28 protein-coding genes are annotated in these 25,361 nt (G+C 66.7%); all 28 read left to right on the top strand.

Translation table 11 applies throughout. From position 1 onward, the window contains the following. The 28 genes from CQW49_RS07475 (at position 1) to CQW49_RS07350 (ending at position 25,360) form a co-directional block, all read left to right on the top strand. Positions 1–855 (top strand): DNA adenine methylase, encoded by an 855-nt coding sequence (locus CQW49_RS07475; protein WP_244441327.1) that lies wholly within the window; start codon positions 1–3, stop codon positions 853–855. Next, positions 852–1,895 carry a helix-turn-helix domain-containing protein gene (locus CQW49_RS24450; RefSeq protein WP_003612616.1) on the top strand — a complete coding sequence of 348 codons (1,044 nt, stop codon included), beginning with the start codon at positions 852–854 and terminating at the stop codon, positions 1,893–1,895. The genes CQW49_RS07475 and CQW49_RS24450 overlap by 4 nt, the downstream gene beginning before the upstream one ends. A gap of 34 nt (positions 1,896–1,929) precedes the next feature. Beyond that, positions 1,930–2,562: a transcription termination/antitermination protein NusG gene (gene nusG / locus CQW49_RS07470; RefSeq protein WP_003612618.1), complete on the top strand. Its 633-nt coding sequence runs from the start codon at positions 1,930–1,932 to the stop codon at positions 2,560–2,562. A gap of 48 nt (positions 2,563–2,610) precedes the next feature. Beyond that, positions 2,611–2,943, top strand: a complete 333-nt coding sequence (locus CQW49_RS07465) for a hypothetical protein (RefSeq protein WP_003612620.1) — start codon at positions 2,611–2,613, stop codon at positions 2,941–2,943. Positions 2,944–3,063: 120 nt separating this feature from the next. Beyond that, the gene (locus tag CQW49_RS07460) at positions 3,064–3,663 is read left to right on the top strand and encodes a P27 family phage terminase small subunit (protein ID WP_003612624.1); all 600 of its coding nucleotides are present in this window, start codon (positions 3,064–3,066) and stop codon (positions 3,661–3,663) included. A 1-nt stretch (position 3,664) separates the two neighbouring features. Continuing rightward, the gene (locus CQW49_RS07455; RefSeq protein ID WP_003612626.1) at positions 3,665–5,440 is read left to right on the top strand and encodes a terminase large subunit; all 1,776 of its coding nucleotides are present in this window, start codon (positions 3,665–3,667) and stop codon (positions 5,438–5,440) included. A gap of 12 nt (positions 5,441–5,452) precedes the next feature. Beyond that, positions 5,453–6,688, top strand: a complete 1,236-nt coding sequence (locus CQW49_RS07450) for a phage portal protein (protein WP_003612628.1) — start codon at positions 5,453–5,455, stop codon at positions 6,686–6,688. 9 nt (positions 6,689–6,697) lie between these two features. Continuing rightward, the gene (locus tag CQW49_RS07445; protein ID WP_003612630.1) at positions 6,698–7,561 is read left to right on the top strand and encodes a head maturation protease, ClpP-related; all 864 of its coding nucleotides are present in this window, start codon (positions 6,698–6,700) and stop codon (positions 7,559–7,561) included. An 11-nt stretch (positions 7,562–7,572) separates the two neighbouring features. Further along, positions 7,573–8,808, top strand: coding sequence for a phage major capsid protein (locus CQW49_RS07440; protein WP_003612631.1), 1,236 nt, complete (start codon positions 7,573–7,575; stop codon positions 8,806–8,808). Positions 8,809–8,873: 65 nt separating this feature from the next. Next, positions 8,874–9,086, top strand: coding sequence for a hypothetical protein (locus CQW49_RS07435; RefSeq protein ID WP_003612632.1), 213 nt, complete (start codon positions 8,874–8,876; stop codon positions 9,084–9,086). A gap of 5 nt (positions 9,087–9,091) precedes the next feature. Then, positions 9,092–9,733, top strand: coding sequence for a head-tail connector protein (locus CQW49_RS07430; protein ID WP_003612633.1), 642 nt, complete (start codon positions 9,092–9,094; stop codon positions 9,731–9,733). A gap of 10 nt (positions 9,734–9,743) precedes the next feature. Continuing rightward, complete coding sequence (locus CQW49_RS07425; RefSeq protein WP_003612634.1) at positions 9,744–9,956, top strand: hypothetical protein; 213 nt, start codon at positions 9,744–9,746, stop codon at positions 9,954–9,956. Then, positions 9,953–10,246 (top strand): hypothetical protein, encoded by a 294-nt coding sequence (locus CQW49_RS07420; RefSeq protein ID WP_003612637.1) that lies wholly within the window; start codon positions 9,953–9,955, stop codon positions 10,244–10,246. The genes CQW49_RS07425 and CQW49_RS07420 overlap by 4 nt, the downstream gene beginning before the upstream one ends. 4 nt (positions 10,247–10,250) lie before the next feature. Beyond that, on the top strand, positions 10,251–10,778 hold the full coding sequence (locus tag CQW49_RS07415) for a hypothetical protein (RefSeq protein WP_003612639.1): 528 nt from the start codon (positions 10,251–10,253) through the stop codon (positions 10,776–10,778). Between the two features lie 6 nt (positions 10,779–10,784). Next, positions 10,785–11,120, top strand: a complete 336-nt coding sequence (locus CQW49_RS07410; protein ID WP_003612641.1) for a head-tail adaptor protein — start codon at positions 10,785–10,787, stop codon at positions 11,118–11,120. 1 nt (position 11,121) lies between these two features. Next, positions 11,122–11,550, top strand: a complete 429-nt coding sequence (locus CQW49_RS07405) for a DUF3168 domain-containing protein (protein ID WP_003612642.1) — start codon at positions 11,122–11,124, stop codon at positions 11,548–11,550. A 16-nt stretch (positions 11,551–11,566) separates the two neighbouring features. Continuing rightward, entirely contained in the window at positions 11,567–12,025 is a 459-nt protein-coding gene (locus CQW49_RS07400) for a phage tail tube protein (protein ID WP_003612643.1), read from the top strand. A 7-nt stretch (positions 12,026–12,032) separates the two neighbouring features. Then, positions 12,033–12,425: a gene transfer agent family protein gene (locus CQW49_RS07395; protein WP_003612644.1), complete on the top strand. Its 393-nt coding sequence runs from the start codon at positions 12,033–12,035 to the stop codon at positions 12,423–12,425. After that, positions 12,422–12,574, top strand: a complete 153-nt coding sequence (locus CQW49_RS24445; protein WP_003612645.1) for a hypothetical protein — start codon at positions 12,422–12,424, stop codon at positions 12,572–12,574. Before CQW49_RS07395 ends, CQW49_RS24445 begins: the two co-directional genes overlap by 4 nt. A gap of 48 nt (positions 12,575–12,622) precedes the next feature. Next, positions 12,623–13,288 (top strand): hypothetical protein, encoded by a 666-nt coding sequence (locus tag CQW49_RS07390; protein ID WP_003612646.1) that lies wholly within the window; start codon positions 12,623–12,625, stop codon positions 13,286–13,288. Then, positions 13,285–15,714, top strand: a complete 2,430-nt coding sequence (locus CQW49_RS07385) for a phage tail length tape measure family protein (protein WP_003612648.1) — start codon at positions 13,285–13,287, stop codon at positions 15,712–15,714. Before CQW49_RS07390 ends, CQW49_RS07385 begins: the two co-directional genes overlap by 4 nt. Positions 15,715–15,718: 4 nt before the next feature. Next, positions 15,719–16,147 (top strand): hypothetical protein, encoded by a 429-nt coding sequence (locus CQW49_RS07380; RefSeq protein ID WP_003612649.1) that lies wholly within the window; start codon positions 15,719–15,721, stop codon positions 16,145–16,147. Next, entirely contained in the window at positions 16,147–16,659 is a 513-nt protein-coding gene (locus tag CQW49_RS07375) for a hypothetical protein (protein WP_003612650.1), read from the top strand. Before CQW49_RS07380 ends, CQW49_RS07375 begins: the two co-directional genes overlap by 1 nt. Next, a complete protein-coding gene (locus CQW49_RS07370) occupies positions 16,656–17,063 on the top strand; it encodes an NlpC/P60 family protein (RefSeq protein WP_003612651.1) in 408 nt (135 codons plus the stop codon). Before CQW49_RS07375 ends, CQW49_RS07370 begins: the two co-directional genes overlap by 4 nt. Before the next feature lie 10 nt (positions 17,064–17,073). Continuing rightward, positions 17,074–19,881, top strand: a complete 2,808-nt coding sequence (gene gpJ / locus CQW49_RS07365; protein WP_003612652.1) for a TipJ family phage tail tip protein — start codon at positions 17,074–17,076, stop codon at positions 19,879–19,881. Further along, entirely contained in the window at positions 19,878–20,549 is a 672-nt protein-coding gene (locus tag CQW49_RS07360) for a hyaluronate lyase N-terminal domain-containing protein (protein WP_003612653.1), read from the top strand. The genes gpJ and CQW49_RS07360 overlap by 4 nt, the downstream gene beginning before the upstream one ends. Before the next feature lie 8 nt (positions 20,550–20,557). Next, a complete protein-coding gene (locus tag CQW49_RS07355; RefSeq protein WP_003612654.1) occupies positions 20,558–23,212 on the top strand; it encodes a hypothetical protein in 2,655 nt (884 codons plus the stop codon). Positions 23,213–23,239: 27 nt separating this feature from the next. Then, complete coding sequence (locus CQW49_RS07350; RefSeq protein WP_003612655.1) at positions 23,240–25,360, top strand: sialate O-acetylesterase; 2,121 nt, start codon at positions 23,240–23,242, stop codon at positions 25,358–25,360. Position 25,361 lies beyond the last annotated feature (1 nt).

The raw sequence follows: 25,361 nt of genomic DNA, 5'->3' as shown, positions 1-25,361 counted from the left end.
GTGAAATGTCTCGAAAGTCGCGCCGGCGAGATGACGCGTCCTCTCGTGCGCTGGCACGGCGGCAAATGGTTGCTTGCGCCGTGGATCATATCGAACTTTCCGCAGCACCGCAGTTACGTCGAGCCTTTCGGTGGCGGCGGAAGCGTCTTGCTTCGAAAGCCGCGTTGTTATGCCGAGGTCTATAATGACCTCGACGGACGTGTCGTAAATCTGTTTCGAGTTCTGCGCGACGAGGCGAAAGCGGCTCGGTTGGTCCGAGCGCTCGAATTGACGCCCTTTGCGCGTGAAGAATTTGTCGCGTGCCATTCGCGCGATGGCGACGATGTCGAGCTCGCGCGACGCATGCTCGTCATCTGCTTTCAAGGGTTCGGGTCGAATGCACATGGGCGCGCGACTGGTTTCCGCGCCAATTCGAAGAGAAGCGCGACAACGCCGGCCGGCGACTGGCGCAATTATCCGGATGCGCTCCCAGCGATCATCGAGCGGCTACGCGGCGTGGTCGTCGAGAATCGTCCAGCGCTCGACGTGATGGCGCAACACGATTCGCCGGATACGCTGTTTTATCTCGACCCTCCATATTTGCCGAGCGTGCGAGACCGCGGGCGAGATTACGAGCATGAAATGAGTATCGAAGATCACAGCGAGATGTTGCGCGCCGTGCAATCGTTGTGCGGAATGGTTGTTCTCAGCGGATATGCCAGCGCTCTTTATGACCATTCGCTTGCCGGGTGGTCGCGCGTCGAACGACGCGCGTTCGCGGACGGCGCTCGCGAGCGAGTCGAGGTCCTCTGGCTTAACCCTGCGGCGACACATGCGTTGCCGGAGCCGTCCCTGTTTCTGAGGGGCACGCGATGAGCCTCGAGGCGCTCACTTGGGCGAAGAAGATCGGCGCGCCCTCATCGGGCGCGAAATATCTGCTGATCATGCTCGCGAACTATGCCGGGCGGAAGGGGGAGAGCTTCTATCCGCTCACCGAGATCGCCGACGACATGCAGGTGTCGGTCGATTCGGTGCGGCGCCGGCTCGGCGAGCTGCAGGATGCGGGGATGATCGCCCGCGTGGCGCGGCTTCGCAATGATGGCTCGCGCTCCTCGGACGTCGTCATTCTGCTGATGGACGATGAGACGCGCGGCTTCGCCGAGAGCCTCGGCTGGACCGCGGCGCGCGTCGGCGAGGCGGCGGCCGAAGAGGGCGATGGCGCGGAAAAGCCCGGAATAGAGCCCCTAGCAGATTGCGACCACCCCCCCGCAGATTGCGACCACCCCCTGCGGAATCTGCAAGGGGGTGGTCGCAACTGTGCGACCCCCAAAAAGAACCAACAATTAACCAACACTCAACCATCCCCTACCCCCGCTGCGCGGGGCGAGGTGGAGGTCGCTTCGCTTCGGGAAGAGGCGCAGGCGGCCGAGGGGCGCTGGAAGGCGTTCAAGGACCTCTGGCCCTTCGAGCCCTCGGCCTCTCCGGGGAAGGCGCGGGCGGCGTTCTTCGCGCTCTCGGCGGAGGATCGCGAGCACGCCATCCGCTTCGCGCCGCGCTACCTCGCGGCGACCGAGGGGAAGCGGCGCAAGCATCCGGGAAATTGGCTCGGCGATCGGGACTGGACCGGGTTTCTCGATCAGGAGCGGGAGGCCGCGGCGGCGCGCGAGCGGGTCGAGCAGGCGCAGGCCGAGCGCGATGAGCGCGATCGGGCGCGCTATGGCGGCGTGATCATCTATCCGGACAGCGAGATGGGGCGGCGGCAACATGCGGCGTGGCGACGCTATGACGCGGCGCGGGGCGTCGACAGCCGGCGGGAGCTGCGGAGCTTCCCCTTGGGGCAGGGCTATGTGCGGCCCTCGCGCTTTCCGCCCTCGGGCGGCGAGGCGCGCGACGGGCCGGACGATGCGGCGGCGTGAGACGAGGAGGGCGAGGCGAGCGGGCGGGGATGCGATGAACTGGTATGTGATCGAATGCTATCCGGGGCAGGATTTCGACGTCTGCCGCAAGCTGGCGCAGGCCGATTACAACATCTGGCGGCCGATGAAGAAGATCACCACCACCTTGCGCGAGGGGCCGATGCGCGGGCGGCGCTGTCGATCGGTTCCCCGATTCGGGCGCTATCTGTTTCTCGACTGCGAGCTGACGCCGGGGCGTCGCTTCGCGATATCCACAGAAACGGGCGTGCGTGGGTTTCTGAAGCGAGCGGGCGTCGACGAGCCGGCGATCGTGCCGGACGAATGGATGAATTTCCTGATGTTCGGCAAGGCGATCGAGGATCGGCGCGGGATCGTGTTCGCTCCCGGAACGCGCGTCACGGTGAATGCGGGGCCGCTGCGCGGGCGCGAAGGCGTCGTGAGGTCGGTTGACGACGGAACTGCCAAGGTCATACTCGACGCATTCGGATGCTTGGCCGTCGAGTCGAGCTATCTCGATCCCCTGGTGCTATGCCGCGCGATGAGCGAGAGGCGTCCGACGGGGCGGGAGACACGATCCGAACGAGATGGCACTCCGGCGCCCATGCGCACGAAAGCCGGAGACGCGAGCCCTGGTGCTATGCCGCAGGCGTCCGAGGGGCAAGCGTGACGAGACCCGCCATCGGCGGGAAGTGCGAAGCTATGAGCGCTCTCACACATGGCCACAGCCCCGCGCAACGCGGGCCGTCGCGGCGACGCACGGCCCGACAGCGACGCCGACTATGAGCGCCGCCGCCGCGACGGGCTGGCGTGGCGGGCCTGGTATGGGCTGCGGCGCTGGCGCGCGCGGGCCAAGGCGCAGCTCGCCGACGAGCCGCTGTGCCGCATGTGCGCCGCCGAGGGCAGGGTGACGGCGGCGACCGTCGCCGATCACATCGAGCCCCACCGCGGCGACCCCGCGCTCTTCTGGGCCGGCGCCCTGCAGAGCCTATGCGCCCCGCACCACAACCGCGCGAAGCAGCGCGCCGAGGCCGCCGCCCGCCACCCCTGACCAGCGCCCGCCCGCACCCCCGGGGGGTGGCAAAAGTCCAACGCGTCCCGCCCGCGACCGGTCGCCTAATCCGGCGAAAAATACCGCGTTATTCTGGAAACTTTTTTTGTTGTGGAGCCAATGGGCCGTCGACCTGACACGCCGGGCATGCAGGCAGCGAAAGGGGCTCCGGGCAAGCGGCTCTCCAAGGCGGAGCGCGCGCGCCTCGAGGCCGAGCGTCTCGCCGCCGTCATCGCCGCCGCTCCCGCCGAGTCCACCGACCCTTTCGCGCCGCCCGTCATGCTGCTCGACGAGCGGTTGAAGCCGGCCCTCACCGTCTGGCGCGAGCTCGCCGGCGAGCTGCGCCAGCTCAACATCGTGCGGACGCTCGATCGCTACACCTTCGCGGTGCTCTGCCTCTCGATCGCCGACTATATGGCCGCCGTCGACAACATCCTCGTCAACGGCGCGCAATATTGGGCGAAGACTCACGGCGGCAATAAGATGCTCCGCACCAATCCCGCCGTCCTCGTCAAAGAGCGCCTCGGCAAGTTCATCTTCGACGCCGCCGCCGAGTTCGGCCTCACGCCGCTGCGGCGCTACGCCCTGCTGCGCGAGCAGTCGCAATATGGCGGCGGCCCGCGCGCCCCCGCAGCGCCCGCCGAGGCCGCCGCCAAGGATACCGATCTGATCGGCCTCGCCGCCGTCCACGACGCCGAGCCGCCCTGCACCCAGCATTGACGTGCCTGAAACTCTCCGCGCCGCCCCGCTCATTCACGCGGCGGCGGCCGACCTCCCCGAGTTCATCGCGCGCGGCGCCGCCGAGGGCTGGGATTGGCCGACCATCTTCTGGCGCCGCGCCGCCGCCACGCCCGGCACGTGGTATGACGCCGCCAAGGCCGACTTCATGGTGGACCTGTGGCCGGACATCTTCGTCCTCACCGATCTGCGCTTCGCCGGCGTCCCCTTCCGCCTGGCGCTGTGGCAGGAGATCACGGTCCGCCTGCTGTTCGGGTGGAAGATTCCGACCGAGATCGTCGACCCGCGAACCGGCGCGAAAACCATCGCGCATGTCCGCCTCTTCCGCCGCTTGCTGCTGTGGATCGCCAGGAAGAACGGAAAGTCTGAATTTCTGGCGTCCCTCGCTCTCGCGTTTTGGGCCATCGACGCCGTCTATGGCGGCCAGGGCTATTGCTTCGCGCTCAACGAAAAGCAGGCAGGAACGGTCCTCACCAAAATGAAGGCGATGATCGCGCAACAGCCGCGCCTCGCGCGCGAGCTCGCCGTCTTCGGCAAGTCGATCTGGTGCGCGCGCAAGCTCGCCCGCTTCGAGCGGCTCACCGGCAAGGCGGCCGGCAAGCACGGCATGTCGCCCTATGTCTCGGTCGGCGACGAGATGCACGAATGGGACTCGCGCGATCTCGACACCACGATTCGGCAAGGCATGGCCGCGCAGCTGCAGCCGATCGAGCTGTTCGCCTCCACCGCGGGCCTGAAAACCGCCGTCGTCGGCTATGATCTCTACAAGGAATCGCGCGCCATTCTCGCCGGCCCGATCGAGCCGCCCGACGCCGGCGCCGACACCGGCGAGGGCATTTACGATCCGCGCTCGCTCGTCGTGATGTTCGGCCTCGAGGATGACGACGATTGGCGCGACGAGGACAATTGGCGCAAGGTCAATCCCAATCTCGGCCTGTCGCCGACGATGGACTTCCTGCGCGGCGAATATGCGAAGGCCCGCAACAACCCGCGCGCCGAAAGCCATTTCCGCCGCTATCACCTCAACCAATGGGTCGACGCCAGCATCCGATGGCTGAATGTCGCCCGCTGGGATGCTTGCGCCGCCGACAAGCAGGCTTGGAAAACCCGCGCCGAAACGCTGCGCGGCCGCGCCTGTTACGGCGGGCTCGATCTCTCCTCGGTCAAGGACCTCACCGCCCTCGTCTGGATTTTCCCGCCGGAGGAAGCCGGCGGAAAGCTCGAGATCATCGCGAAATTCTGGTGCCCGGAAGAGACGATCGAGCAGCGCTCGCGCGAGGATCGCCTGCCCTATGACCGCTGGGCGAGAATGCAGGCGCTCACGCCGACTCCCGGCGACATGGTCGATCAGAACTATGTGATGCGCGCCATCCTCGAGGATGCGCAGGTCTTCGATGTGAAGATGATCGGCTATGATCCGATGTTCGCAACCAAGCTGATCTCGGACCTGCAGGAGGAAGGCTTCGGCGCCGAGCGCATGCTCAAAGTCCGCCAGGGCCATCTCACCCTCGCCGAGCCGACCAAGATGCTCGAGGTCGAGGTCCTCGCCGGCCGCTTCGATCATGGCGGCCAGCCGGTGTTGCGGCAAATGGCGCAGAACGCGCACATCGCCTTCGATCGCAACATGAACTTCGTGCCGTCCAAGAAGCACAGCGCCGAAAAGATCGACGGCATTGCGGCGAGCGTCAACGCGCTGACGGCCATGCTGCATGCCGAAGACAAAACCTCGGCCTACGAATCCGACCGCCTCATCATCTAAGGCTGGCATTCAGTGACAGACGCCATCGCATCGAGACTGAGCAGCGCGCGCCGCCGTCGCCGCGCCGCGGCGGCCTCGGCGCCGCGCGCGAGCGGGCAGAGCTTCGCCGGTCTCGATGATCCGGCGTTCCTCGAATTCGTTCGCACGGGCCGCAATTCCATCTCGGCTTACGAGACATCGGCCGTGGTGCGTTGCATCGATCTGCGCGCCGGCGCCATCGGCATGTTGCCGCTGCGCCTCATGCGCAAAGCGTCGGCTGGCGGCGGCGTGGCCGGCGAAGCGGAGGATCATCCGCTCTTCGATGTGCTCATGCACGAGCCGAACGCTTTTCAGACGGCTTATGAGTTCAAGCGGCTGATGGAGATGCGCGTCCTGTCGCAGGGCGACGCCTTCGCGCGCATCGTCCGCACGGGGCAGCGCATCGCCGGGTTGCTGCCGATCGACCCGGCCGGCGCCGATGTGGAAGTTCAAGGCGACGGCCGCCTGCGCTATCGGTTCACGCAGAGCAATCGCAGCTTCGATCTGCCGCAGGAGGAGGTCTTTCATCTTCGCGGCTTTTCGGTCGATGGCGTGCGCGGTCTCTCGATGCTGACGCTCGCCGCCGAGGCGATCGGCCTCTCGCGCGAGGCTTCGGCGTCGCTGTTCTCGATCTATAAAACCGGCATGGCGGCCGGCGGCGCGCTCAAACATCCGAATAAACTGAGCAAATCGGCAAAAGAGGATTTGAAGCAGCAGCTCGAGAGCTATGCCGGATCGAAGAACCGTGGCCGCTTCATGGTGCTCGATGAAGGTATCAGCGTCGAGCATTTCCAGCAGACGGCCAAAGACGCGCAGACGATCGAGACGGCGCGTCACATGGTCGAGGACATCGCCCGCTTCTTCGGCGTCCCGCGCCCGCTGATGGGCATGGATGACACGTCCTGGGGCTCCGGCGTCGAGCAGCTCGCCATTCTGTTCGTGCGCTTCGGCCTCGCGCCGAGCTTCGCCAATTGGGAGCAGGCCATTCGCCGCTCGCTGCTCACGCGCGAGGAAAAGCGCCGCTACACGATCGATTTCGACGAGCGCGAATTGCTGCGCGGCTCGATGAAGGATCAGGCCGAGTTCTTCGCCAAAGCGTCCGGCTCCGGCGGTCACAAGCCGTGGATGGAGGCGAACGAAATCCGCGATCTCGTTGGCCTCCCGCCGCGTCCGGACGGCGTCGGCCTCACGCCCCCCGGCGTTCAATCGCCCGCATCACCGCAACAATGAGGCTTTCGCATGTCGCTCCGCCAGCTCCCCGCGGTCAAAGCCTTCGAGCGTCCCGATTCTTATCAGTGGGACGCCCCGTCCTCGGCGCTGGAGCTCTGGGCCGCCGCGCCCATGGTCGCGCCCCAGGCCGCGGCCGAATCCGATCAGACGATCACGATCTATGATGTGATCGGCGAGGATTACTGGACCGGCGGCGGCTTTACGGCGAAGCGCATGTCGGGGGCGCTGCGCGCGATCGGCGAGAAGCCCGTCACCGTCTCCATCAATTCGCCGGGCGGCGACATGTTCGAAGGCCTCGCCATCTTCAACATGCTCAAGGACCACAAGGCCGAAGTGACGGTGAAGGTGATGGGCCTCGCCGCCAGCGCCGCTTCGCTGATCGCCATGGCCGGCGATCAAATCCTGATGGGCCAGGGCTCGTTCCTGATGATTCACAACGCCTGGGGCGTCGTCGTCGGCAATCGCCACGACATGCGCGCCGGCGCCGACATGTTCGAGCCCTTCGACTCGGCGATGGCGGAAATCTACGCCGCGCGCTCGGGACAGACGGGCGACAAGATCGCGGCGATGATGGACGCCGAAACCTTCATCAATGCCAAGGATGCGCGCGACCTCGGCTTTTCGGACGGCGACTTCGCCGCGCCGGAAGGCGACGCCGCCTCCGATGGCGGGGCCAGCGCGCGCATGCAGTCGCGCCGCCGCCTCGAAGCTCTTCTCGCGAAACAGGGCGTGCCGCGTTCCGAGCGGCGCAAGATGTTTCGCGACGCCGGCATGCGCGACGCTGCCGATCCCGCCACGCCTCGCGCTGGCTTCGACCACACCGGTTTCGATATGGCGGCGGCCGAGCGGCTGCTCGCGACTCTCAAAGCCTGAAAGGATCAAGCATGAGCATGCACACCTCGCCGCTCGCCTATCGCGGCGTGACGCGCCTGCGCGCGGAAGGCGACCCGAACAAGATTCTCGTCGAGCTGAACAAGGCCTTCGCCGACTTTCGCGCGGCGCATGACGAGCAGCTGCGCGGGATCGACAAGCGCTTCGCCGATGTCGTCAGCGCCGAAAAGGTCGATCGCATCAATGCGGCGGTCGGCGATCTGCAGGGTGCGCTCGACGAAGCCAATCAGCGCATCGCGGCGCTCGCGTCCGGCGGCGCCGGCGGCGCGCCGGGCCGCCCGCGCGACGCCGAATATACCAAGGCCTTCCTCGCCCATATGCGCCGCGGCGATGTGCAGGCCTCGCTCAACAAGGGCACGGCGTCCGAGGGCGGCTATCTGACGCCGGTCGAATGGGATCGCACCATCACCGATCGCCTCGTCAATATCTCGCCGATGCGCGCCATCTGCCGCGTGCAGTCGATCTCGACGGGCGGCTTTTCCAAGCTGTTCAACAATCGCGGCACGGCGTCGGGTTGGGTGAACGAGACCGCGGCGCGCACCGTGACGGCGACGCCGACTTTCGGGACGCTCACCTACACGCCCGGCGAAATTTACGCCAACCCGTCCGCGACCCAGCAGCTGCTCGATGACGCCGAGGTCGATATCGAGCCCTGGCTCGCCGGCGAGGTGGAGACGGAATTCGCCTATCAGGAAGGAATCGCGTTCGTTTCGGGCGATGGATCGAACAAGCCGAACGGCGTGCTCACCTATATCACCGGCGGCGCCAATGCGGCGGCGCATCCCTGGGGCGCCATCCTCACCGTCAACAGCGGTCACGCGTCGCAGGTGACGTCGGACGGAATCGTCAATCTCATCTATGCGCTGCCGTCCCAATATACGTCAGCTGCGCGCTTCGCGATGAACCGTGACACACAGAACAAGATTCGCCTGCTCAAGGACGGGCAGGGCAATTACCTGTGGCAACCCTCCTATCAGGCGGGCCAGCCGCCGACGCTGTGCCAATATCCGATCACCGAATTGGCGGCCATGCCCAATGTCGCGGCCGGGACCAAGCCCGTGCTCTTCGGCGATTTCGACATGGGCTATCTGATTGTCGACCGGATCGGCGTGCGCGTGCTGCGCAATCCCTACAAGAACCCGCCCTATGTCGAGTTCTACACGACGAAGCGCGTCGGCGGCGGCCTGCTCAACCCCGATGTGCTGAAGGCGCTCAATATCTCCGCCTGATCGCTGATCGCGAAGCTCCGCGCGTGGCTCCTCGCGCGCCGCGCGCTCATGAAAGGACGATGGTCATGAAACTGGCGAAAGACTTCTATTGCGCGCCCATGGGCGAAATCTATCCGCGCACCATTCCGGCCGGCGAAGCCTGCCCGCCGGAGCTCGTCGACTCGGCGCGTGCGCTCGGCCTCCTCGAGGAAGAGGATAAGGGCGCGGGCGACGGCAAGGCCGGCGGGAAGCCCGGCGCCGATAAGAAGGCCGGCGGCGCGACCGGCGCGGGCGCGTAATCGCCATGTCCGGCGTCTGGCGCCTCGTCGCGCGCTCCTCCACCACCATCGTCTCGCTCGCCGAGGCGAAGCGCCAGACGAACACGGAGGATTTTACCGATGACGATGCGCTGCTGACGTCGCTGTGCGATCTGGCGACGCATCATCTCGACATCGGCGGCAACATCACGCGCCGTCCTCTGCTGACGCAGACATGGGAATATCTCGCGCCGGCGCCGATCTGCAGCGCCGATCTCCTCGAGGCGCGGCTGCGCAAGCTGCCCTTGTCCGCGGGCTTCCGGCTCGATCGCGCGCCGCTGCAGGCGGTCACGAAGGTCGAGGCGATGCAGAGCGGCGCCTATGTCGAGATTCCGCGCGAGCAATTCGTGACGCGGAGCCTCTCCGATGCGGCGACCTGGCTGCGCCTTTCCGCTGATCTTTCCTGGCCCGATGCGGATGTCGATGAGGAGGCGTGGCGCATCACCGTCCGCCTCGGCTATGGCGACTCCGCGAGTGATGTCGAGCCGGCGCTCCGCCACGCCGCATTGCTGCTGATCGGCCATCTCTATCAGCATCGTGAGGCGGTGAGCGGCTTCGGCTCGGATTTGACCGCGACGCCGCTCGGCTTCGACGCGCTGATCGCGCCGCATCGCTTCCACGACATCTAAAGGACGCCCGATGTCGACTGAATCGGAAATCGCCGAGCTGCGCGAGGAAATCGCCACGGCGCGCCAGCAAACCGCCGATCTCGCCGAGGTCCTGGAAGCGCACAAGCGCCGCACAGGCCTGCAGCTCCGCGACCTCGAGAACGAACGCGATAGGCTGAAAGCGCAAGTCGCCCAGCTCGAGGAAATGGCGATGTCGCTGCGCAAGAAACTGAGGGCCTCATGACCCTCTTCGCCGCCGAATCCTACATCCGCGAGCTGCAAGACGCGCTGCGCCCGCTGCCCGAGCCCGCCCTCGCGGCAAAGGCCGAGCGCTATACGGCCTACACCGCCGCCGGCCTCGTCACCCTCGCGCCGACCATGGCGGCGCTGGCCGAGTCCGATCGCTGCGCCCTCGTCGCCGAATGCGCCCGCCGCATGGTGAAGGCCGCCGGCGGCGATCTCCGCCCGCCCCGCCATTGCGAGCGCAGCGAATCCATCCAGAGCCACCCCGCAATCGCCGCCGAAAGGACCTGACGCCATGACCCTCTCCGTGAAGCTCGATTTCGCCCTCACCGTCGCCCAGGCCGCCGCCGGCAATTTCGGCGACGGCCCGATCTATCGTGCCCAGCTCGCCGTCCTGAAAATGTTCGGCAATGGCGTCGGCGCCGATCAGGTCGACAAATTCGTGATGCTCGAACGACAAGTGGCCTCGGCGACCAATGACGATATCGATCTCTCCGGCGTGCTCACCGGCGTCATGGGTGAGACGGTCACCTTTGCGCGGATCATCGCCGTCGCCCTCGTCAATGCCCCAAAGCTGGACAGCGCCGCGCGCAATACCACCAATCTGACGGTAGGCGGCGGCTCCAATCCGTTCTTGGGCTTCCTCGGCGGCACCACGCCGACGCTCGGCCCGTTCCGTCCCGGCGCCGGCGTCGTCCTCTGGGCTCCCGATTCGACCGGCTTCGGCGCCGTCACCAACGCCAGCAATGACATTCTCCGCATCGCCAACAGCTCCGGCGCCGCGGCGACCTATCAGCTCGGCATCATCGGCCGCTCGGCTTAAAGCAACATGCAAGCCGGCCGCATGCGCTATCTGGTGACGATCCGCCGCCGCGAGGTCATTCCCGGCGACCCCGGCGGCGTCCCGCGCGGCGATTATGCCGACGCCTTCACCACTCGCGCCGCCTTCGCACAATTGTCGGCGATGAAGGCGGCGGAAGCCGGCCTCGTCGAAGATCAGGCGCACGGCCAGCTCACCGTCTACGACTGCGCCCAAAACCGCACCATCACCGCCGCCGATCGCATCTCCTTCGCCGGCGCCGATTGGTCGATCGAGAGCGTCCAGCTCCCCGACAAGCTGCGCCGCTGGATCAAGATCGACGTGGCCCGCAAGATTGGAGGGTGAGATGAGCCCATTCGAAGCCTTGCGCAATGCGATCATCGCGGCGCTGCAGGGCAATGCCGATATTGCCGCGATCGTCGAGGCGAAGATCTATGACGAGATTCCGCGCGACGCGCGCGGCGACCCGAGCGACGCCATCGCGCCTTACATCTATCTCGGCGTGCTCGAATGGCGACGCGCCGAGATCGGCTGCCACCGCTCCTATGACGTCTCGCTCGCCATTCACGCGGTCTCGACGGGTTTCGGGCGCGCCGACATCTGGCGCCTGCATGACGCCATCGTGCCGGCGCTCGATCTCGCCGAGCTCACCCTCGCCGGCGGCCATGCGGCGACGCCGCTGCGCTGCACGGCCGGCGGCGACACGCCGGCGCTGGCGGCGCCGAAGGAAGTCACCGTCCTCCTGCAAACGCTGCTCTCCGACGCCAATCCGTGACCCGAAAGGACCGAACATGACCGTCAGCCTCGTGAACCCCTTGCCGGGGCAGAAATTCTATCTCCTCGTCGGCGACGGCGCGGTGTCGGAAGCCTTCACCTTCCTCTGCGTCGCCACCACCGTCAGCTCCAAGCATGGCGCCGAGGTCGAGGACGCCTGGGTGCCGGATTGCAACGACCCCACCGCGCTCGCCGCGCGCTCCAGCGCCGTGAAGGGCCTCACCTGGGATTTGACCGCCAGCGGCAAATGCGACCCCGCCAAGGCCTGCTATCGGCGCGTCATCGCCGCTTATCGTTCCGGCCAGCCGATTAATCTCCAGCTCATGCGCGATCTTCCCGGCGCCAGCGGCGGCGATGTCGAGCAAAGCGCCTTCATCGTCACCGATTGGTCGGAGGGGTCCTCCGATCGCGGCCTCGTCACCTTCGATCTGAGCCTGCGCGGCCAGGGCTATCCGACCGTCACCGCCAACGCCTGAGGCCATCATGCCGCAAACCTGCATTCACGCCGATCTCGCCGGCCGCCGCCGCAAATTCGAGCTGCGCCTCGGCGAGATCGGCGAATTGGAGCGCCTCTGCAACGCCGGCATAGGCGCGATCTACATGCGCCTCGTCTCCATGCAGTGGCGCAATGACGACATCCGCGAGACCATCCGCCTCGGCCTGATGGGCGGCGGCGCCAGCGAGCCGGACGCGACCATGGTGGTGATGCGCTATATCGATCCGGAGCCGAAGGGCCGCCACCTCGCCCTCGCCGCGTCGATCCTCTCGGCCTGCATAGAGGGAGCGCCCGAGGGAAACGCCGAAGGGGAGGGGCCGAAGAGCGACGCCTCGGAGACCTCTCCCCCTTCTACGAAGTCGGCGGCGCCCTCCGCTTGAGCCCGCGCGAGGTCGATCGCCTCACGCTGGCCGAGTTCGACGCGATGATCCGCGGCTATGCGCGCTCGCGCGGCGCCAAGGTCGATGTCGCCTCGGATGACGAGTATTTCGAGGCCCTGGCCGCCTTCGAAGCCGCCGGCCTCGCCTGACTCTGGACCGCGAGCCTCCAGGCTCGCTCTTTCGACGCCGAGGAAACCATGGCGCTCTCCTTCCGATTCCCCATCAGTGACGAGCGCGTCGTCATCGGCGTCGGCGGCGCGTTCGGCCCCGAGGTCCGCGCCCGCGCCTTCGCCGATATGGTGCGGCAGGATGTCGCCCGCATAGACGACGAGAACGCCCGCGCCGCCGGCGCTCGCCTGCCGTATGACATTTCGATCGACCGCAGCGGCGCCGACTTCTCGCGCATCACCGTCAAGAGCGAGATCGTCGCGCGCTGGCGGCTCGGCCATGGCGCGGTCGAGTTCATCTGGCGCATGTTGCGCAATTCCGGCCCTCATAAATCCGGAGCCTATCGCGCCTCCATGCGCTGCTATGCGGATGGCCGCGAGATCAAGGACCCGACCGAAGCGGCCGGCGCCCGCGAGGTGATGTTCCTGTCGATCGTGCCTTATGCCCGCAAGATCGAGCGCGGACAAAAGGGCTATTCGCCCGGCAAGGTCTATGAGGCGGTCGCACAAGCGGCGAAAGCCCGTTACGGCAAAGCCGCGATCATCAAATTCACCTATGCGACGCCGGCCGGTCCAGCCCCGGCGCTCACATCTTGGGCGGCCCGCAGCGCCACCGCCGCATCGCAGCGCAAGCGCAAAGGCCGCGACAATCCGCTGCGGCAGCCGGCCATTCTGATTTTCCTGGAGGCGAGATGAGCGATCTGAAGCGCGAAGCGCTCTATGTGCTGAAAGAGGAGGGCGTCGACGAAACCGCCGCGAGCCTCGCGAACCTCGCGGACCAAGAGCGCGCGGCGGCGGCCGCCGCAGAGATCCTGCAGCGCCAGCAAAAGCTACAGGACGATTCGACGACGCGCCTCGGCTCGAAGATCGAGCAGCTGACGCGCAAGCATGATCCGCTGCACAAATCCACTCAGGAGCTCGCGCGTTTCGAGGGGCTGGTCACAGTCGCACGCAAAGAGGGACTGCCCGTCAGCGATGCGGTCGTTCGCTCGCTCGATCTCGCGCGCGAAAAGCATCGCCAGTTGTCGGCGGCGATGAACGACAATGCCAAATCCTCCGGCCTCGCGCGCCATGAATTGATCAATCTGGCGCAGCAGGGCCAGGATGTCGTCGTCAGCCTCGCCGGCGGGCAAAATCCCTTCACCGTCCTGTTGCAACAGGGCTCGCAAATCGGAACGGTTCTCGGCGCGCATCAGGGCGGCGCCGGCGCGGCGATCAAATCCCTCGGCGGTTTGATCGGCGGCCTGCTCACCCCGACCGTCGTGGCGACGGGAGCCGTCGCGGCGCTCGGCGCCGCGACGCTGGCGGCGGCGTCGCATGCGGTCGCCAAGCTCGAGGAAATCGACGCCGGCGCGCGCAAGGCCGGCGTCTCCTCCGATTTCTTCCAGGTCTGGACCAAGCAAGCCAAGATCCTGAAGCTCGAGGTCGACGATCTGACCGCCGCGCTCGCCGCGGCGCGCGCGGCGTCGGCCGACACGCTGGAAAAGGGCCAGGTGCAAATCGGCTCGGGCGGCAAGCTGCTCGCCGAGCTGCAGAGCGCGGGCAAAATCTCGCGCGGCGATCTCGCCTCCTATCTCGGCGCCGATACGCAGGATGCGCGTTTGAACGCGGTGTTGCGCATCATGCGCGAGCTGCTCGCCGCCGGCCGCGAGGTCGAGGCCTTGAAGCTCGGCGAGGCTTTCTTCGGCGCGCCGGAGACGGTGCAGAAAATCGCCGACGGCTTGAAGGCCGGCAAGCTCGATATGGAGGCGCTGACCGCAGAGGCGAAAGGCGCGGGAGCGATTTTCGACGCCGAACTGGTGAAGCGCTCGGAAGAGCTGAACGCCGAGCTCGTCGTCGCTTATGCGCATCTCTCCGATTCGCTGAAGCCGGTCATGCAGGAGCTGGGCGTCCTCGGCCTGGCGCTGCGCGGCGCCTGGGTGGGGATCGTCGAGAACATCGCGGCGGCGGTGCAAAAGGCCGAAGCGCTCTATGCTCGTGTGCGCCCGGTCGTCGAGTTCATCGCTCGCGCCAAGCGCGACGGCGAGGCGATCAATCAGCTGACCACGCCGCATGCGGCCGGCGAGCCGGCGGCGAAGGTTTTCGACCGCATGCGCGGCCAGTCGACTCAGGTCTATGGCCCCGTCTATCGGCCCGAGGCGACAGGCGCGAGCAACGCCGACGTGCAAGGCGCGGTCGACACAAATCGATCGGCCGCCGCCGCCTTTTTGAAGGGGCTGGAGCCCGACACGAAAACCAGCGGCGCCGGCCGCTCGCGCGCGCCGGCGGCCGAAAAAACCGATCAGGTCGAGACCTATCTCGCGCAGCTGCGCAAGAGCGTCGAGGTGCTGCAGGCCGAGGCGGACGCGCAAGGCAAGAGCAACGCCGAGAAAGAGCGCGCCGTCGATCTCGCTCGCGCCGAGGCGGCGGCGCGCGAACGCGGAACGCCGCTCACCGAAAAGGAAATCGCCGATATCGAACGCCTCGCCGCGGCGCGCGCCGGCCTGCGCCAGCGCATAGAGGACACGACGCGCGCCGAGGAAGCCGCGCGCCAGCAGATGCAATATTTCGGCAATATCGCCGCCGACGCTTTCGAAAAAGCGATACAGGGGGGCGCCAGCCTCGACGACACGCTGCAGAGCGTGCTCAAATCGCTCGAATCCGCGGCGCTGAAAGCGGCGCTGCTCGGCGAAGGTTCGCTCGCGAACCTGTTCGGGACGCAGGGCGCGAAGGGCGAGACCGGCGGCCTCATCGGCGCGATCGGCTCCATCGCGAGCAACCTCTTCTCCGGCAAATTCGCCGCCGGCGGCACCATCCCCGCCGGCCGCTGGGGCGTCGTCGGCGAGCATGGGCCGGAGCCGGTCTATGCCGGCGACATGCCGCTCTCGGTCATGCCCAGCGCCATGGCGCGGTCGGCCTTCGGCGCGGCGCGCGGCGGCTCCGGCGCGGCGGCGTCGCCCTCGGAGATTCACATTCACCAATCGGCCAACACCGCCGTCGCGGTGAAGGAATCGCGCACGCCGCAGGGCGGCCGCCGCACCGATATTCAGGTGGTGGAGGCGGTCACCTCCGCGCTGCAATCGTCGGCGGGCCGCGCCACGCTCACGCAAATGGGCCTTCGCCCGAAGCTCCCGCGCTGGTGATCTCATGGCTTTGGTGAGATGGCCCTCGGACCTGCCGCAGCGCGTGTTGTGGGAGGGCTATTCCGAGCAGCCGGCGGACGGCCGCCGCTTCACGGCGACCTCGGTCGGCCCGCCGAAGACGGCGGGCCTCTCGTCGCGCACGCCGAAGCAAGTCCCTTGTGCGCTCATTCTCGATTACGCCGGCAAGGCGCGGCTCGAGCGCTTCGAGGAGATCGACACGCGCGGCTGCCGCCTGCCGTTTCTGATCCCGGCTCAGTCATATGACGGCCTGCCATTCTGCGACGCCGCCGGCGCGCGCCTCATCGATCACCTCGGCAATGTCTTCACCGCCAGCCGCAACTGGCTGGTGATCTTCGCCCAGGGCGCGACGCCTCAATACGCCCGCCGCGCCCATGACTGGCGCGTCACCTTCACTCTGCTGGTGCTACCCTAATGCCGCGCGTCCCATTGGGCTTCCGCCGCGCCATCACCGATCCGTTCTCGGCCGAGGATCAAGCGCTCTTGCTGACGATTACTCACCCCGATCTCGACGCCCCTGTCTATCTCTCCACCGATCCGACCGACCGCCTCTCGGTCGATCCGCCGAGCTATGGCACGGTCTCCGGCGACATCACCTATCTCTATGTGCAGATGACGGCGGTGCTGCCCGACGACAATCCGAAGACGCCGCGCCGCACGTCGCTCGAATTCGGCAATGTCGACGCCTCCTATGTCGCGCTCGCGCGCTCCTTCCTCACGCCGGCGCGCGTCGACATGGCCCTCGTCTTCGTCTCTGACCCGAATGCGGTGATGAAACGCTTCGCGCGCATGTGGCTCACGCGCGCCTCGGGCACGGACACCACCATCGCCTTCGATATCGGCCGCTTTCGCGCCGACAACATCCCCGCCGGCCGCCGCATCACCGTTCAGGAATGCCCCGGCCTGCGCGGCTCCTCCTCCTCATGACGCACTGGTCGACCGATTACATCGGCCTGCCCTGGCGCGCCGGCGGGCGCACGCGCGACGGCGTCGATTGCTATGGGCTGGCGCGCCTCGTCTATGCCGAGCGCCTCGGCATTGATCTGCCCGGCTATGACGAATCCTACGCGACCGCCGAGGAATGGGTGGAGCTCGCCGCGCTGATCGACGGCGGCCTCGCCGCCGGCCCCTGGCGCGAGATCGCGCTCGACGAAGCGCGCGAATATGACGGGCTGCTGTTTCGCCGGGGCGGCCTCGCGACACATATCGGCCTGTTCGTCGCGCCCGGCCTGGTGCTCCATGCGAGCGCTGGCCGCGCCTCGGCGATCCAGCGCCTCGAGCGCGTGCCGCTCGCGCTCGCCAAAATCCTGCGCCACTCCTCCCGCCCCTGATAGGAGCGACATGCTTCTTCCCGCGCCCGCCGGCGCCCGCATCATCGCGGCGCCGAGCTTCGATCCGTCGCGCCATGTGACGCTCGATGCGCCGGCCGGCGCGTCGATCGCCGAGATCGTCGCGCTGGCTCTGCCCTGCGCCAGCTCTGACCTGCTCGCCAATGTGCGCGTCGCTATCGGCGCGGAGATCATCGAGCGCGAGCGATGGGAGACCGAACGGCCGCCCGCCGGCGACATCGTGCTGATCCGCGTGCTGCCCGGCAATAGCGGCACATTGCGCACGGCGCTCTCGCTCGCCGTCACCGTCGCGGCCTTCGCCGCCGGGCAATTCTGGCTCGGCCCGGCGCTCGCCTCCTCGTCGCTCGGCGCCTCGCTCGGGCTCACGCAAGCGACCGCGGCGTCGCTCGCCTCGGGCCTCGCCATCGGCGCCAGCCAGGCGCTGCTCAATGCGCTGGTGCCGCTGCGCAGCAGCAGCTCGACCACGAGCGGCGACACATCGCCGAGCTATGCGGCCACCGGCTGGCGCAACACCAACAACCTCGGCGGCTTCTTCCCCGATGTGCTCGGCGAAATCCGCTTCTCGCCGCCCTATGCGGCGCTGCCCTATACGGAGGTAGTCAACGGCCAGACCTATCTGATCTGCGCCTTCCTCTTCGGCTATGGCCCTTTGGAGATCCCCGAGGATCAATTGCGCATCGGCGACACGCCGATCTCCAAATATGCCGAGGTCGAGCTCGAGATCCGCGAGGGCTATGCGGATGACGAGCCGATCACGCTCTATCCGCAGCAAGTGGCGCAGGAAGATTTCAACATCAGCCTGAAGAAGTCCTATTCCGACCAGTTCGGCGCCGCGACGCGCTCCACCGCCTCCGACGTCGCAGAGAGCGAGATCGTCGTCACCTTCACGAATGGTCTCTTCCACATGCGGACGGATGTCTCCGGCGGCAAGTCGACGACCTATGCCAAGCCCTTCGCCGTGCAGTTCCGCATCTCCGAGCGAAAGGCTGGCGTCGACGATTGGTCCGAGGTCGAGGTGTGGACCGTGCCGGATGTGCGCTTCTCGGGCTTCCAGGCGTCCCGTCGCTGGCCGCATCCGGAGCGCGGCGATTGGCAAGTGAAATGCGAGCGCCTGACGCCCGATTGGGATGACTACTCCACCGGCTCGCAAGATCAGATCGTCTCCGCCGCGACATGGACGACGCTCCGCTCCTTCCGCCCCGAATATCCGTTCAACTTCACCCATCCGATGGCGCTCGTCGTCGCGCGCGTGCGCGGCACCGATCAGCTCAACAGCGTGCTCGACACGCTCAACGGCCTCGTGCGCCGCATCTGCTGGGATTGGGATGCGGAGAGCGGCCAATGGGTGAAGCGGGCGACGCGCAATCCCGCCTCGCTCTATCGCTATGCGCTGCAGCGCTCTTCGGCGCTCTATCCGATGGAGGATGAGGACATTGACCTCGAATGGCTCGAGACGCAGTTTCACCCGTTCTGCGCCGCGAACGGCCTCACCTATGATCGCGTCCACGACTTCGAGCAGACAGAACAGGAGATGTATGACGACATCTGCGCCGCCGGCCGCGCGCTCTCGCGCGACGATGGCGCGAAATGGACCGGCTTCATCGATCGCCCGCAGGAGATCGTCTATCACCATGTGTCCGCCCGCAACGCCTCGGAGTTTTCGTTCGAGCGGCCCTATGTGATCCAGCCCGACGCTTTCGGCGTCGATTTCCTCGACTCGACCAATGATTACAAAGCGGCTAAGCGCATCGTGCCTTGGCCCGGCTTCGTCGGCGAGCCGCAGAACATCGAGAGCATAGAGCTACCCGGCGTCACCCATCCGGACAATATCTGGCTGGAGGCGCGCAAGAAGCAATATGAGGCGATCTATCGCCCCGACTCCATCACCATGATGCAGGACGGCGAGGCGCTGATGGCGGCGCGCGGCGATCTCTGCCATGTCAATTATCCGCTGCTGCATGCGTCGAACCAATCGCTGCGCGTCAAGGCGGTGAATGGCGCGGCCGTGGTGCTCGACGATCGCGTCGAGATGGAGGCCGGCAAGTCCTACGCCATTCGCATTCGCCAGCTCGCGAGCGTCGAGGGCGCGGAAGACCAGAGCATCCTGCGCAGTGTGATGACTGTGCCCGGCGATCAGGATGCGGTGATCGTCACCGGCTCGGGGACCATGCCGGCGCCCGGCGATCTGATCTTTTTCGGCGAGGCCGAATATGTCTCGGAGCGCGTGCTGCTGCATTCGGCCGAGGGAACGGACAGCCTCGGCGCGCGCGTGACCTTCATCCCCTATGCGCCGGAGATCTTCACGGCGCTGGCGGCGGAAGTCCCGCCGCCATGGAACGGCCGCATCGGCGCCGAGATCAGCGCGCCGTCGACGGCGCCCGGCCTTCCGGCGATCGGCCTCCTGCGCTCCGGCCTCGAGGCCGGCGACGAGCCGCCCTGGCAGCTCTTCGTCCCGCTCACCATCACCGTCGCCGGCGCCAAGACGGCCCGCGTCGAAGTGCAGCACCGCCTGCTCGGCGCGAGCGATTGGAGCGATTGGGCGAGCGTCATCACGTCGCCGGGAAATGTGCTGCTCGATTTCGACGATCTCGATCAGGTGCAAATCCGCGTGCGCGCCATCGGCGCCGGCGTCTCGCCGCTCGCCTCCGATTGGACGGCGATCGTCGAGCATATCGTCGCGCTCAATGATCAGGTCGAGCGCGACTATGGCGATATAGACGAGGCGGCGGACATCTTCGACGATTACGGCGCCATCACGAGCGCCGTCGGCCAGACTGCAGACTGGGGAGCGATCGAGTGAGCGCGCGCGTCAAGCATCGCCGGGGCACCGCCACGCAAAATGACGCCTATGTCGGCGGCGAAGGCGAGATCACTGTCGACACGACCAACAACCGCATAAGGCTGCATGATGGCGTGACGACCGGCGGCGTCGCGATGGCGAAGCTCTCCGATATCGCCAGCCTGCTGCCCCAAAACACCACCTCGCGCGCCGGCGCTTTATTCGCGCTGCGCGGCCATGACACGGGCGCGATCAATTGGCTCTCCGCGGTCGCCGATGCGGTGAGCCCCGATGAGGCCGACCCGTTCAACATCGTCTATTCGGACCCTTTCTGGCCGCCGTCGAGCGCCGTCTGGGCCTATGTCTTCTCCACTTTGGGCGCGGCGCTCGGGAGCTTTACGGGCGAGCAGCTCGTAGCCCTGCAAGTGGAGGCGGCGCAACTCTCGCCGACGCGCATGGCGACGACGCTGATCCGCCGCGGCCAGGCGCTGCAGGCGCTCGCGGCCATGGGCGATCTCGTCACCGTCCAGGCGGCTATCGCCGCCGCATCCGATGCGGACAGCGCCATCCTCTACGCCGAGGGCTATTGGCCGGTCGGCGGCGAGATTTGGACGATCGTCCAAACGATACTTTCGCTTACAGATCCGCAGCTCGCCGATTTGCAGGCGGCCGCGCTCGCCATCCCATGAGGCTCGGCATGACATCCCGACTGATCCACGCGCTCTTCGTCCTGATCGTCGTCGCCGGCGCGGCGATCGCCGACACCAATTGGTATAATCGCTTCAAGGTCGGCGCGGGCCTCTCGATGAGCTCGGGCGGCGTGTTGTCGTCGAGCGGGGGCGGGGGCGGCGTTGCGTTCACCTATGCGACCAAGGCGGCGTTGGTCGCTGCGATCGCTGGCGGCGCCAATCCGGAAAAGGCGACCGTCGATGCGGTCGCGACGCCCGGCGCCGGCTATGGAACATGCGGCCTCACCTATGCGTTCGCCGAGACGACGGCGGGTCTCTATGGCGAGATCGCCGCCGGCGGCGGCTTCATGATCCCGCAATATTCAAATTCGCCCGTGAAAGCGTGCGAGTTCGGCGTGGTCGGCGACGCCTATTTTCAATATGCCGGCGATGTCGGCGCCGTGACGTCGACGGGCGGCGCGTCGATTTCTGTCAGCGGCGTTCCCTATTTTCGCGCGGGAATGCAATGCGCGAGCCCTCATTGGCATTCCCGCGGCGGCGTGACATCGATCGTCACGGCGACCACCGATCTCACCTCGGGACATATCAGCGTCTCTCCCTCGATCCCGTCCGGCTCCTATAAGCTCGCGTGCTGGTTTCCGATGTCGTCCGCGACGGGGACCGACAATTGGGCGGCGCTGCAGGCGGCGATCGATTATGCGCTCTACAAAACCGCCTCCACTGTCGTCGTTCCCGATGGCGCCTTCGTGGTGTCGAAGGGGCTCAATGTCGGTTATGGCGCCAACGGCTTTCAGTCGATTTCGCTCGAAGGGCAGCAGGCTCCTCTCGTCGGCCTGGCGGGCACGAAAATCTTCTGTCGCGACACGACGCGCCCCTGCGTGAACTTCCAGGGCACGCGCTCCTCGAGGCTGCGGCGCATCGCGCTCTATGGCGCGAATTACGGTTTTGGCAGCTTCGGCGCGACATTCAACATCGGGCCGTCTCCTGATCCGCTCGATTATATCGATCCTTCTCTCGCCGTCACCGGCTCGACGCCGGGCGGACTTCAGACGAACTCGCCGCTCGTCGGCGTCTGCGTCGACTGCTATTCCGGCGATGCGCCGTCGGCTCCCTATGGCGCCGTCACCTATCCGTCGCTGCTGTTCGGGACCGCTCCCAGCCAATATGGCAAGAACTACTCCTCCGACGTGCATGTCGAGGATTGCCAGATTTTCGGCTTCGGCATCCAGGCGGCCGTCGGGCTGAACACGAACACCCAGGGCGACTTTTTCGGCGTCGACCGAACCAATATGGGCGCGGGCGCCTATGGGCTGGGAGCGTTCAACACCCAGTCCCGCAATGTTCGTGGCGTCGCGCAACAATTCCTCGGAGTGCACAGCGCCTATGTCGGCACCGCGCTCGGCGAGGGAACTGGGCAATGGGATGGCGTCTTCGATAGTCCGTCCGCCTCGACGATCTATCAATGGGTGAATTTTACAAACACGGCCTATGCAGGCGGCCTGATCCTCACGCAGAGCTATTGCGAGGTCTGCGTCCGTCTTGGCGACTGGATCGGCACCTCGACCTGGAACAGCTCGCTCGTGTTCGACGGCGGGACGTTCCAGAACGGGGAGGCCTTCAGCAATCTGATCCCCGGCTCTTATCTGACAGTCGGCCACAGGGCCGCGGTCGAGTTTCGCGGCGGCTTCCTCCTCACGGGCAACAGCCGCATCGTCACGCTTGTCAATTCGCCGGGCGGCGACGTCCATGATCTGATCCTGAATGACGTCTATCTTCGCGGCGCCTTCTATTACACGGGGGGCGACAGCGCCGTCGCGATCGCTGCGAACTACACCGGCGGCATGCCGATCGGCGCGCCGCTCTTCTCGGGTCCGCCCAAGCGATATCTGACGTCCGGCGCTGTGATCGGCGCCAAATGCGTCACCTCCGGCGCGAGCTGCGTGGACTCGCAGTTGATGCACGCCGATCTCGACGTCACGACGCGCGCCAGCCTCACACAGTTCACGACCGGCTTCGTGGATGTCGCCGGCCGCCAGTGGAAGTTCGACCTGCCGGTGTTGCAGGTCCAGCCCTACACATCCTCGGCGTTCACCACCGGCGGCGCGCCGAACTATACGTCTTGCGACGTCATAACATTCACGATCAAGGCGGCCAATTATGCTCAATCCCGGCTGCATATCGCGCCGGGCTGGCAGGTCATGGACCGCGACACAGGCACCGATTGGGTTGTGACCGCCGTGACGATCGACGGTTCCGGCAATGCGGTGGCAACGGCGCAGCAGCAGAACAGCCTGGATTTCAATGATGGCTGCGCGTCGACCTACGGCTTCTCCTCCGCCGCCTTTTTCACCTTCATTCCCGCGCCGCCGACGATCGGCGCACAGGTCGAATATGGCGACTTCACCGCTGGCTCCGCGACGGTCGCCAATGTGTCTCGCGGCGACGGCGACAATTACGGGGGCGACATCTCGAGCTGGCTCGCTGTCGGCGATACGATTTCCGGCCCGCTCCGTTACGAAAGCTCGCGACCCTGGCCGATCGGCGCCGGCAAGCAGGTGACGATCACCGATATCGTGAATGGCTCATCGGGAGGGACTGTGACGCTCTCGGCGCCCGCGGACTATTCCGGCCGATTCCCGCTTCTGCCCTATCCGGCGCATTAAGCCGCGAAATCAAAAAGGAAATAGACCATGGCCGAGGCGAAAACGCCGCTCGCATTGGTCCCGCCTGTCTCCTCGCTCGACACGGTGGTGGGCGTGCGCGACGACGGCACGGGCGCGCAAATCGTCCAATTGACCACGTCCAATCTCGCCGCGCTGCTGCAACTCGACGCGGGCGGGCTGGTGCGGTCCTCATGGACGCAGCTCGAGACGATCGTCGGCAGCTATGATGGCCAGCCGGCGCGCGTGCTCGGCGATAGCGGCCACCATAATGATCCGGTCACCTCCGGCCATCCGCAGGTCGACAATGAGGGGGATTATGGCTGGGTGGCGGCCTCCTCGGCCTGGCAGTGGCTGCGCGGGCTCTCGCCGACGCAGGCGGATGTAGCGGCCGCTGTGGCGGCCGAAGCGGCGCTCCGCACGGCGGCGGATAGCAGCGAGCAGACGGCGCGCATCGCCGGCGATGCGGCTGAGGCGACAGCGCGAGCCGCCGCCGACGCGACAGAGCAGGGGGCGCGCATCGCCGGCGATGCGGCTGAGGCGACAGCGCGAGCCGCCGCCGACGCGACAGAGCAGGCGGCGCGCATCGCCGGCGACGCCGCTTTGCAGAGCGAGGTGGACACCCTCTCCGCCGAGCTGCAAGCGCCGCTCGAGGCCGTGTCTCATCTCGCGCTCTACAGCGGCTCCGGCGACATCACGCCCATAGCGGCGAGCGACATCGGCCAAATCATCCTCGGCGTCGATCGCGCGACCGGCGCGCTGGTCGGCGATGGCGTCGGCGAGACGCCCGTCAATCGCGTGCTCGGCGCCGGCGGGATCATGCGCTACATCGGCGATGGCGCGATCACTCCGATCGTCACCGACTCCTTCGGCCGCATCTTGCTCGGCGTCGATCGGGAGACCGGCGAGGGCGTCGGCCTCTTCGCCGGCGGCGTCTCGTCATCCTCGGGCGACCCGAACGCGACGCCCGCGCCGATCGCCAGCGTCGCGAAAAACCATCTGCTGTTCTACGGCCAGTCTTTGACGGTCGGCGCCGCCGCCGGCGCGGTGCTGTCGACGACGCAGCCCTATGTCAATCTCACCTTCAGCGGCGGCCCGCGCGCGTGGAGCGGCACGGACTGGGATTTCGCGAGCTTCAAGGCGTTGGTCGAGGATGCTGTCGCGCCGGCGCCGGACGGCTACAGCAATCGCGCCGAGACCATGTGCTCCGGCGCGGCCAATTATGCGAGCACCTGCCTCGCGCTGGCCGGCGTCGCGCCGAGCGATCATGTGATCCTCGCCTCGACCGCCGGCCATGGCGGCTATCGCATTGACCAGCTGGCCAAGGGCTCTGCATGGTATGACAATTTCAAAGCCCATGTGACCGGCGCGCATCTGCTCGACGCCTCGCATGCGGTGCAGACGGTCGGCTACGGCCAGGGCGAGAGCGACGCCGATGACGCGACGCCCTATGCCTCCTATTACCCCGCGCTGGCGCAGCTGCGGTCCGACATGGATGCGGATATCCGAGCGATCACCGGCCAGAGCTCGCCGGTCTATATGCTGCTCTATCAATCGAGCTATGGCGCGCGAACGCATTCGGACATTGCGCTCGCGCATCTCCACTTCGCACAATCGAGCGACTACGCCTATCTCGTCGCGCCGACCTATGCGTTCCCCTATGCCGATGATCACACGCATCTGACGGCCGTCGGCTATAAATGGCTCGGCGCCTATTACGGCCGCGCCTATGCGGCGATCGCGCGCGGCAAAAAGCCGGTGTGGCTCGATCCCGTCAGCGCCACTGTGCGCGGCGCATTGGTGCGCGTGCGCTTCACCGTGCCGACGCTGCCGCTGGTGCTGGACGCGACCAATCTCGCGAGCACCACAGACAAAGGCTTCAAGGTGCTGGACGGCGCCTCGCCGGCGACGATCTCCAGCATCGCGGTCAGCGGCTCCGATGTGCTGATCACGCTCTCGGCGGCGCCGAGCGACGTGGTGACGGTGCGCTATGCGCTCGACGCGCTGGGCGCAGGAATCAGCATCGTCGGCGGCGCGTCTGGCAATCTGCGCGACTCGACGCCGGACATCATCACCATCAGCGGGACCGATTATCCGCTCTATCACGTCTGCCCGGCCTTCGAGCTGGTGGCGACGAAGCTCGGGGAATGAC

This window comes from Methylosinus trichosporium OB3b, from assembly GCF_002752655.1.
Taxonomy (GTDB): Bacteria; Pseudomonadota; Alphaproteobacteria; order Rhizobiales; family Beijerinckiaceae; genus Methylosinus; species Methylosinus trichosporium.
Note: the sequence above shows the minus strand (reverse complement) of the source record. Positions and strands in the feature narration are given on the sequence as shown.

Bases quoted from the DNA above. Each gene is read 5' to 3' on its own strand.
- CQW49_RS07445 (WP_003612630.1), top strand. From the start codon at position 6,698: ATGTCGCTCCGCCAGCTCCCCGCGGTCAAAGCCTTCGAGCGTCCCGAT.
- CQW49_RS07405 (WP_003612642.1), top strand. From the start codon at position 11,122: ATGAGCCCATTCGAAGCCTTGCGCAATGCGATCATCGCGGCGCTGCAG.
- CQW49_RS07385 (WP_003612648.1), top strand. From the start codon at position 13,285: ATGAGCGATCTGAAGCGCGAAGCGCTCTATGTGCTGAAAGAGGAGGGC.
- CQW49_RS07420 (WP_003612637.1), top strand. From the start codon at position 9,953: ATGACCCTCTTCGCCGCCGAATCCTACATCCGCGAGCTGCAAGACGCG.
- CQW49_RS07370 (WP_003612651.1), top strand. From the start codon at position 16,656: ATGACGCACTGGTCGACCGATTACATCGGCCTGCCCTGGCGCGCCGGC.
- CQW49_RS07435 (WP_003612632.1), top strand. From the start codon at position 8,874: ATGAAACTGGCGAAAGACTTCTATTGCGCGCCCATGGGCGAAATCTAT.
- CQW49_RS07375 (WP_003612650.1), top strand. From the start codon at position 16,147: ATGCCGCGCGTCCCATTGGGCTTCCGCCGCGCCATCACCGATCCGTTC.
- gpJ (WP_003612652.1), top strand. From the start codon at position 17,074: ATGCTTCTTCCCGCGCCCGCCGGCGCCCGCATCATCGCGGCGCCGAGC.
- CQW49_RS07350 (WP_003612655.1), top strand. From the start codon at position 23,240: ATGGCCGAGGCGAAAACGCCGCTCGCATTGGTCCCGCCTGTCTCCTCG.
- CQW49_RS07380 (WP_003612649.1), top strand. From the start codon at position 15,719: ATGGCTTTGGTGAGATGGCCCTCGGACCTGCCGCAGCGCGTGTTGTGG.
- CQW49_RS07395 (WP_003612644.1), top strand. From the start codon at position 12,033: ATGCCGCAAACCTGCATTCACGCCGATCTCGCCGGCCGCCGCCGCAAA.
- CQW49_RS07430 (WP_003612633.1), top strand. From the start codon at position 9,092: ATGTCCGGCGTCTGGCGCCTCGTCGCGCGCTCCTCCACCACCATCGTC.
- CQW49_RS07390 (WP_003612646.1), top strand. From the start codon at position 12,623: ATGGCGCTCTCCTTCCGATTCCCCATCAGTGACGAGCGCGTCGTCATC.
- nusG (WP_003612618.1), top strand. From the start codon at position 1,930: ATGAACTGGTATGTGATCGAATGCTATCCGGGGCAGGATTTCGACGTC.
- CQW49_RS07410 (WP_003612641.1), top strand. From the start codon at position 10,785: ATGCAAGCCGGCCGCATGCGCTATCTGGTGACGATCCGCCGCCGCGAG.
- CQW49_RS07355 (WP_003612654.1), top strand. From the start codon at position 20,558: ATGACATCCCGACTGATCCACGCGCTCTTCGTCCTGATCGTCGTCGCC.
- CQW49_RS07440 (WP_003612631.1), top strand. From the start codon at position 7,573: ATGAGCATGCACACCTCGCCGCTCGCCTATCGCGGCGTGACGCGCCTG.
- CQW49_RS07425 (WP_003612634.1), top strand. From the start codon at position 9,744: ATGTCGACTGAATCGGAAATCGCCGAGCTGCGCGAGGAAATCGCCACG.
- CQW49_RS24450 (WP_003612616.1), top strand. From the start codon at position 852: ATGAGCCTCGAGGCGCTCACTTGGGCGAAGAAGATCGGCGCGCCCTCA.
- CQW49_RS07460 (WP_003612624.1), top strand. From the start codon at position 3,064: ATGGGCCGTCGACCTGACACGCCGGGCATGCAGGCAGCGAAAGGGGCT.
- CQW49_RS07400 (WP_003612643.1), top strand. From the start codon at position 11,567: ATGACCGTCAGCCTCGTGAACCCCTTGCCGGGGCAGAAATTCTATCTC.
- CQW49_RS07465 (WP_003612620.1), top strand. From the start codon at position 2,611: ATGGCCACAGCCCCGCGCAACGCGGGCCGTCGCGGCGACGCACGGCCC.
- CQW49_RS07415 (WP_003612639.1), top strand. From the start codon at position 10,251: ATGACCCTCTCCGTGAAGCTCGATTTCGCCCTCACCGTCGCCCAGGCC.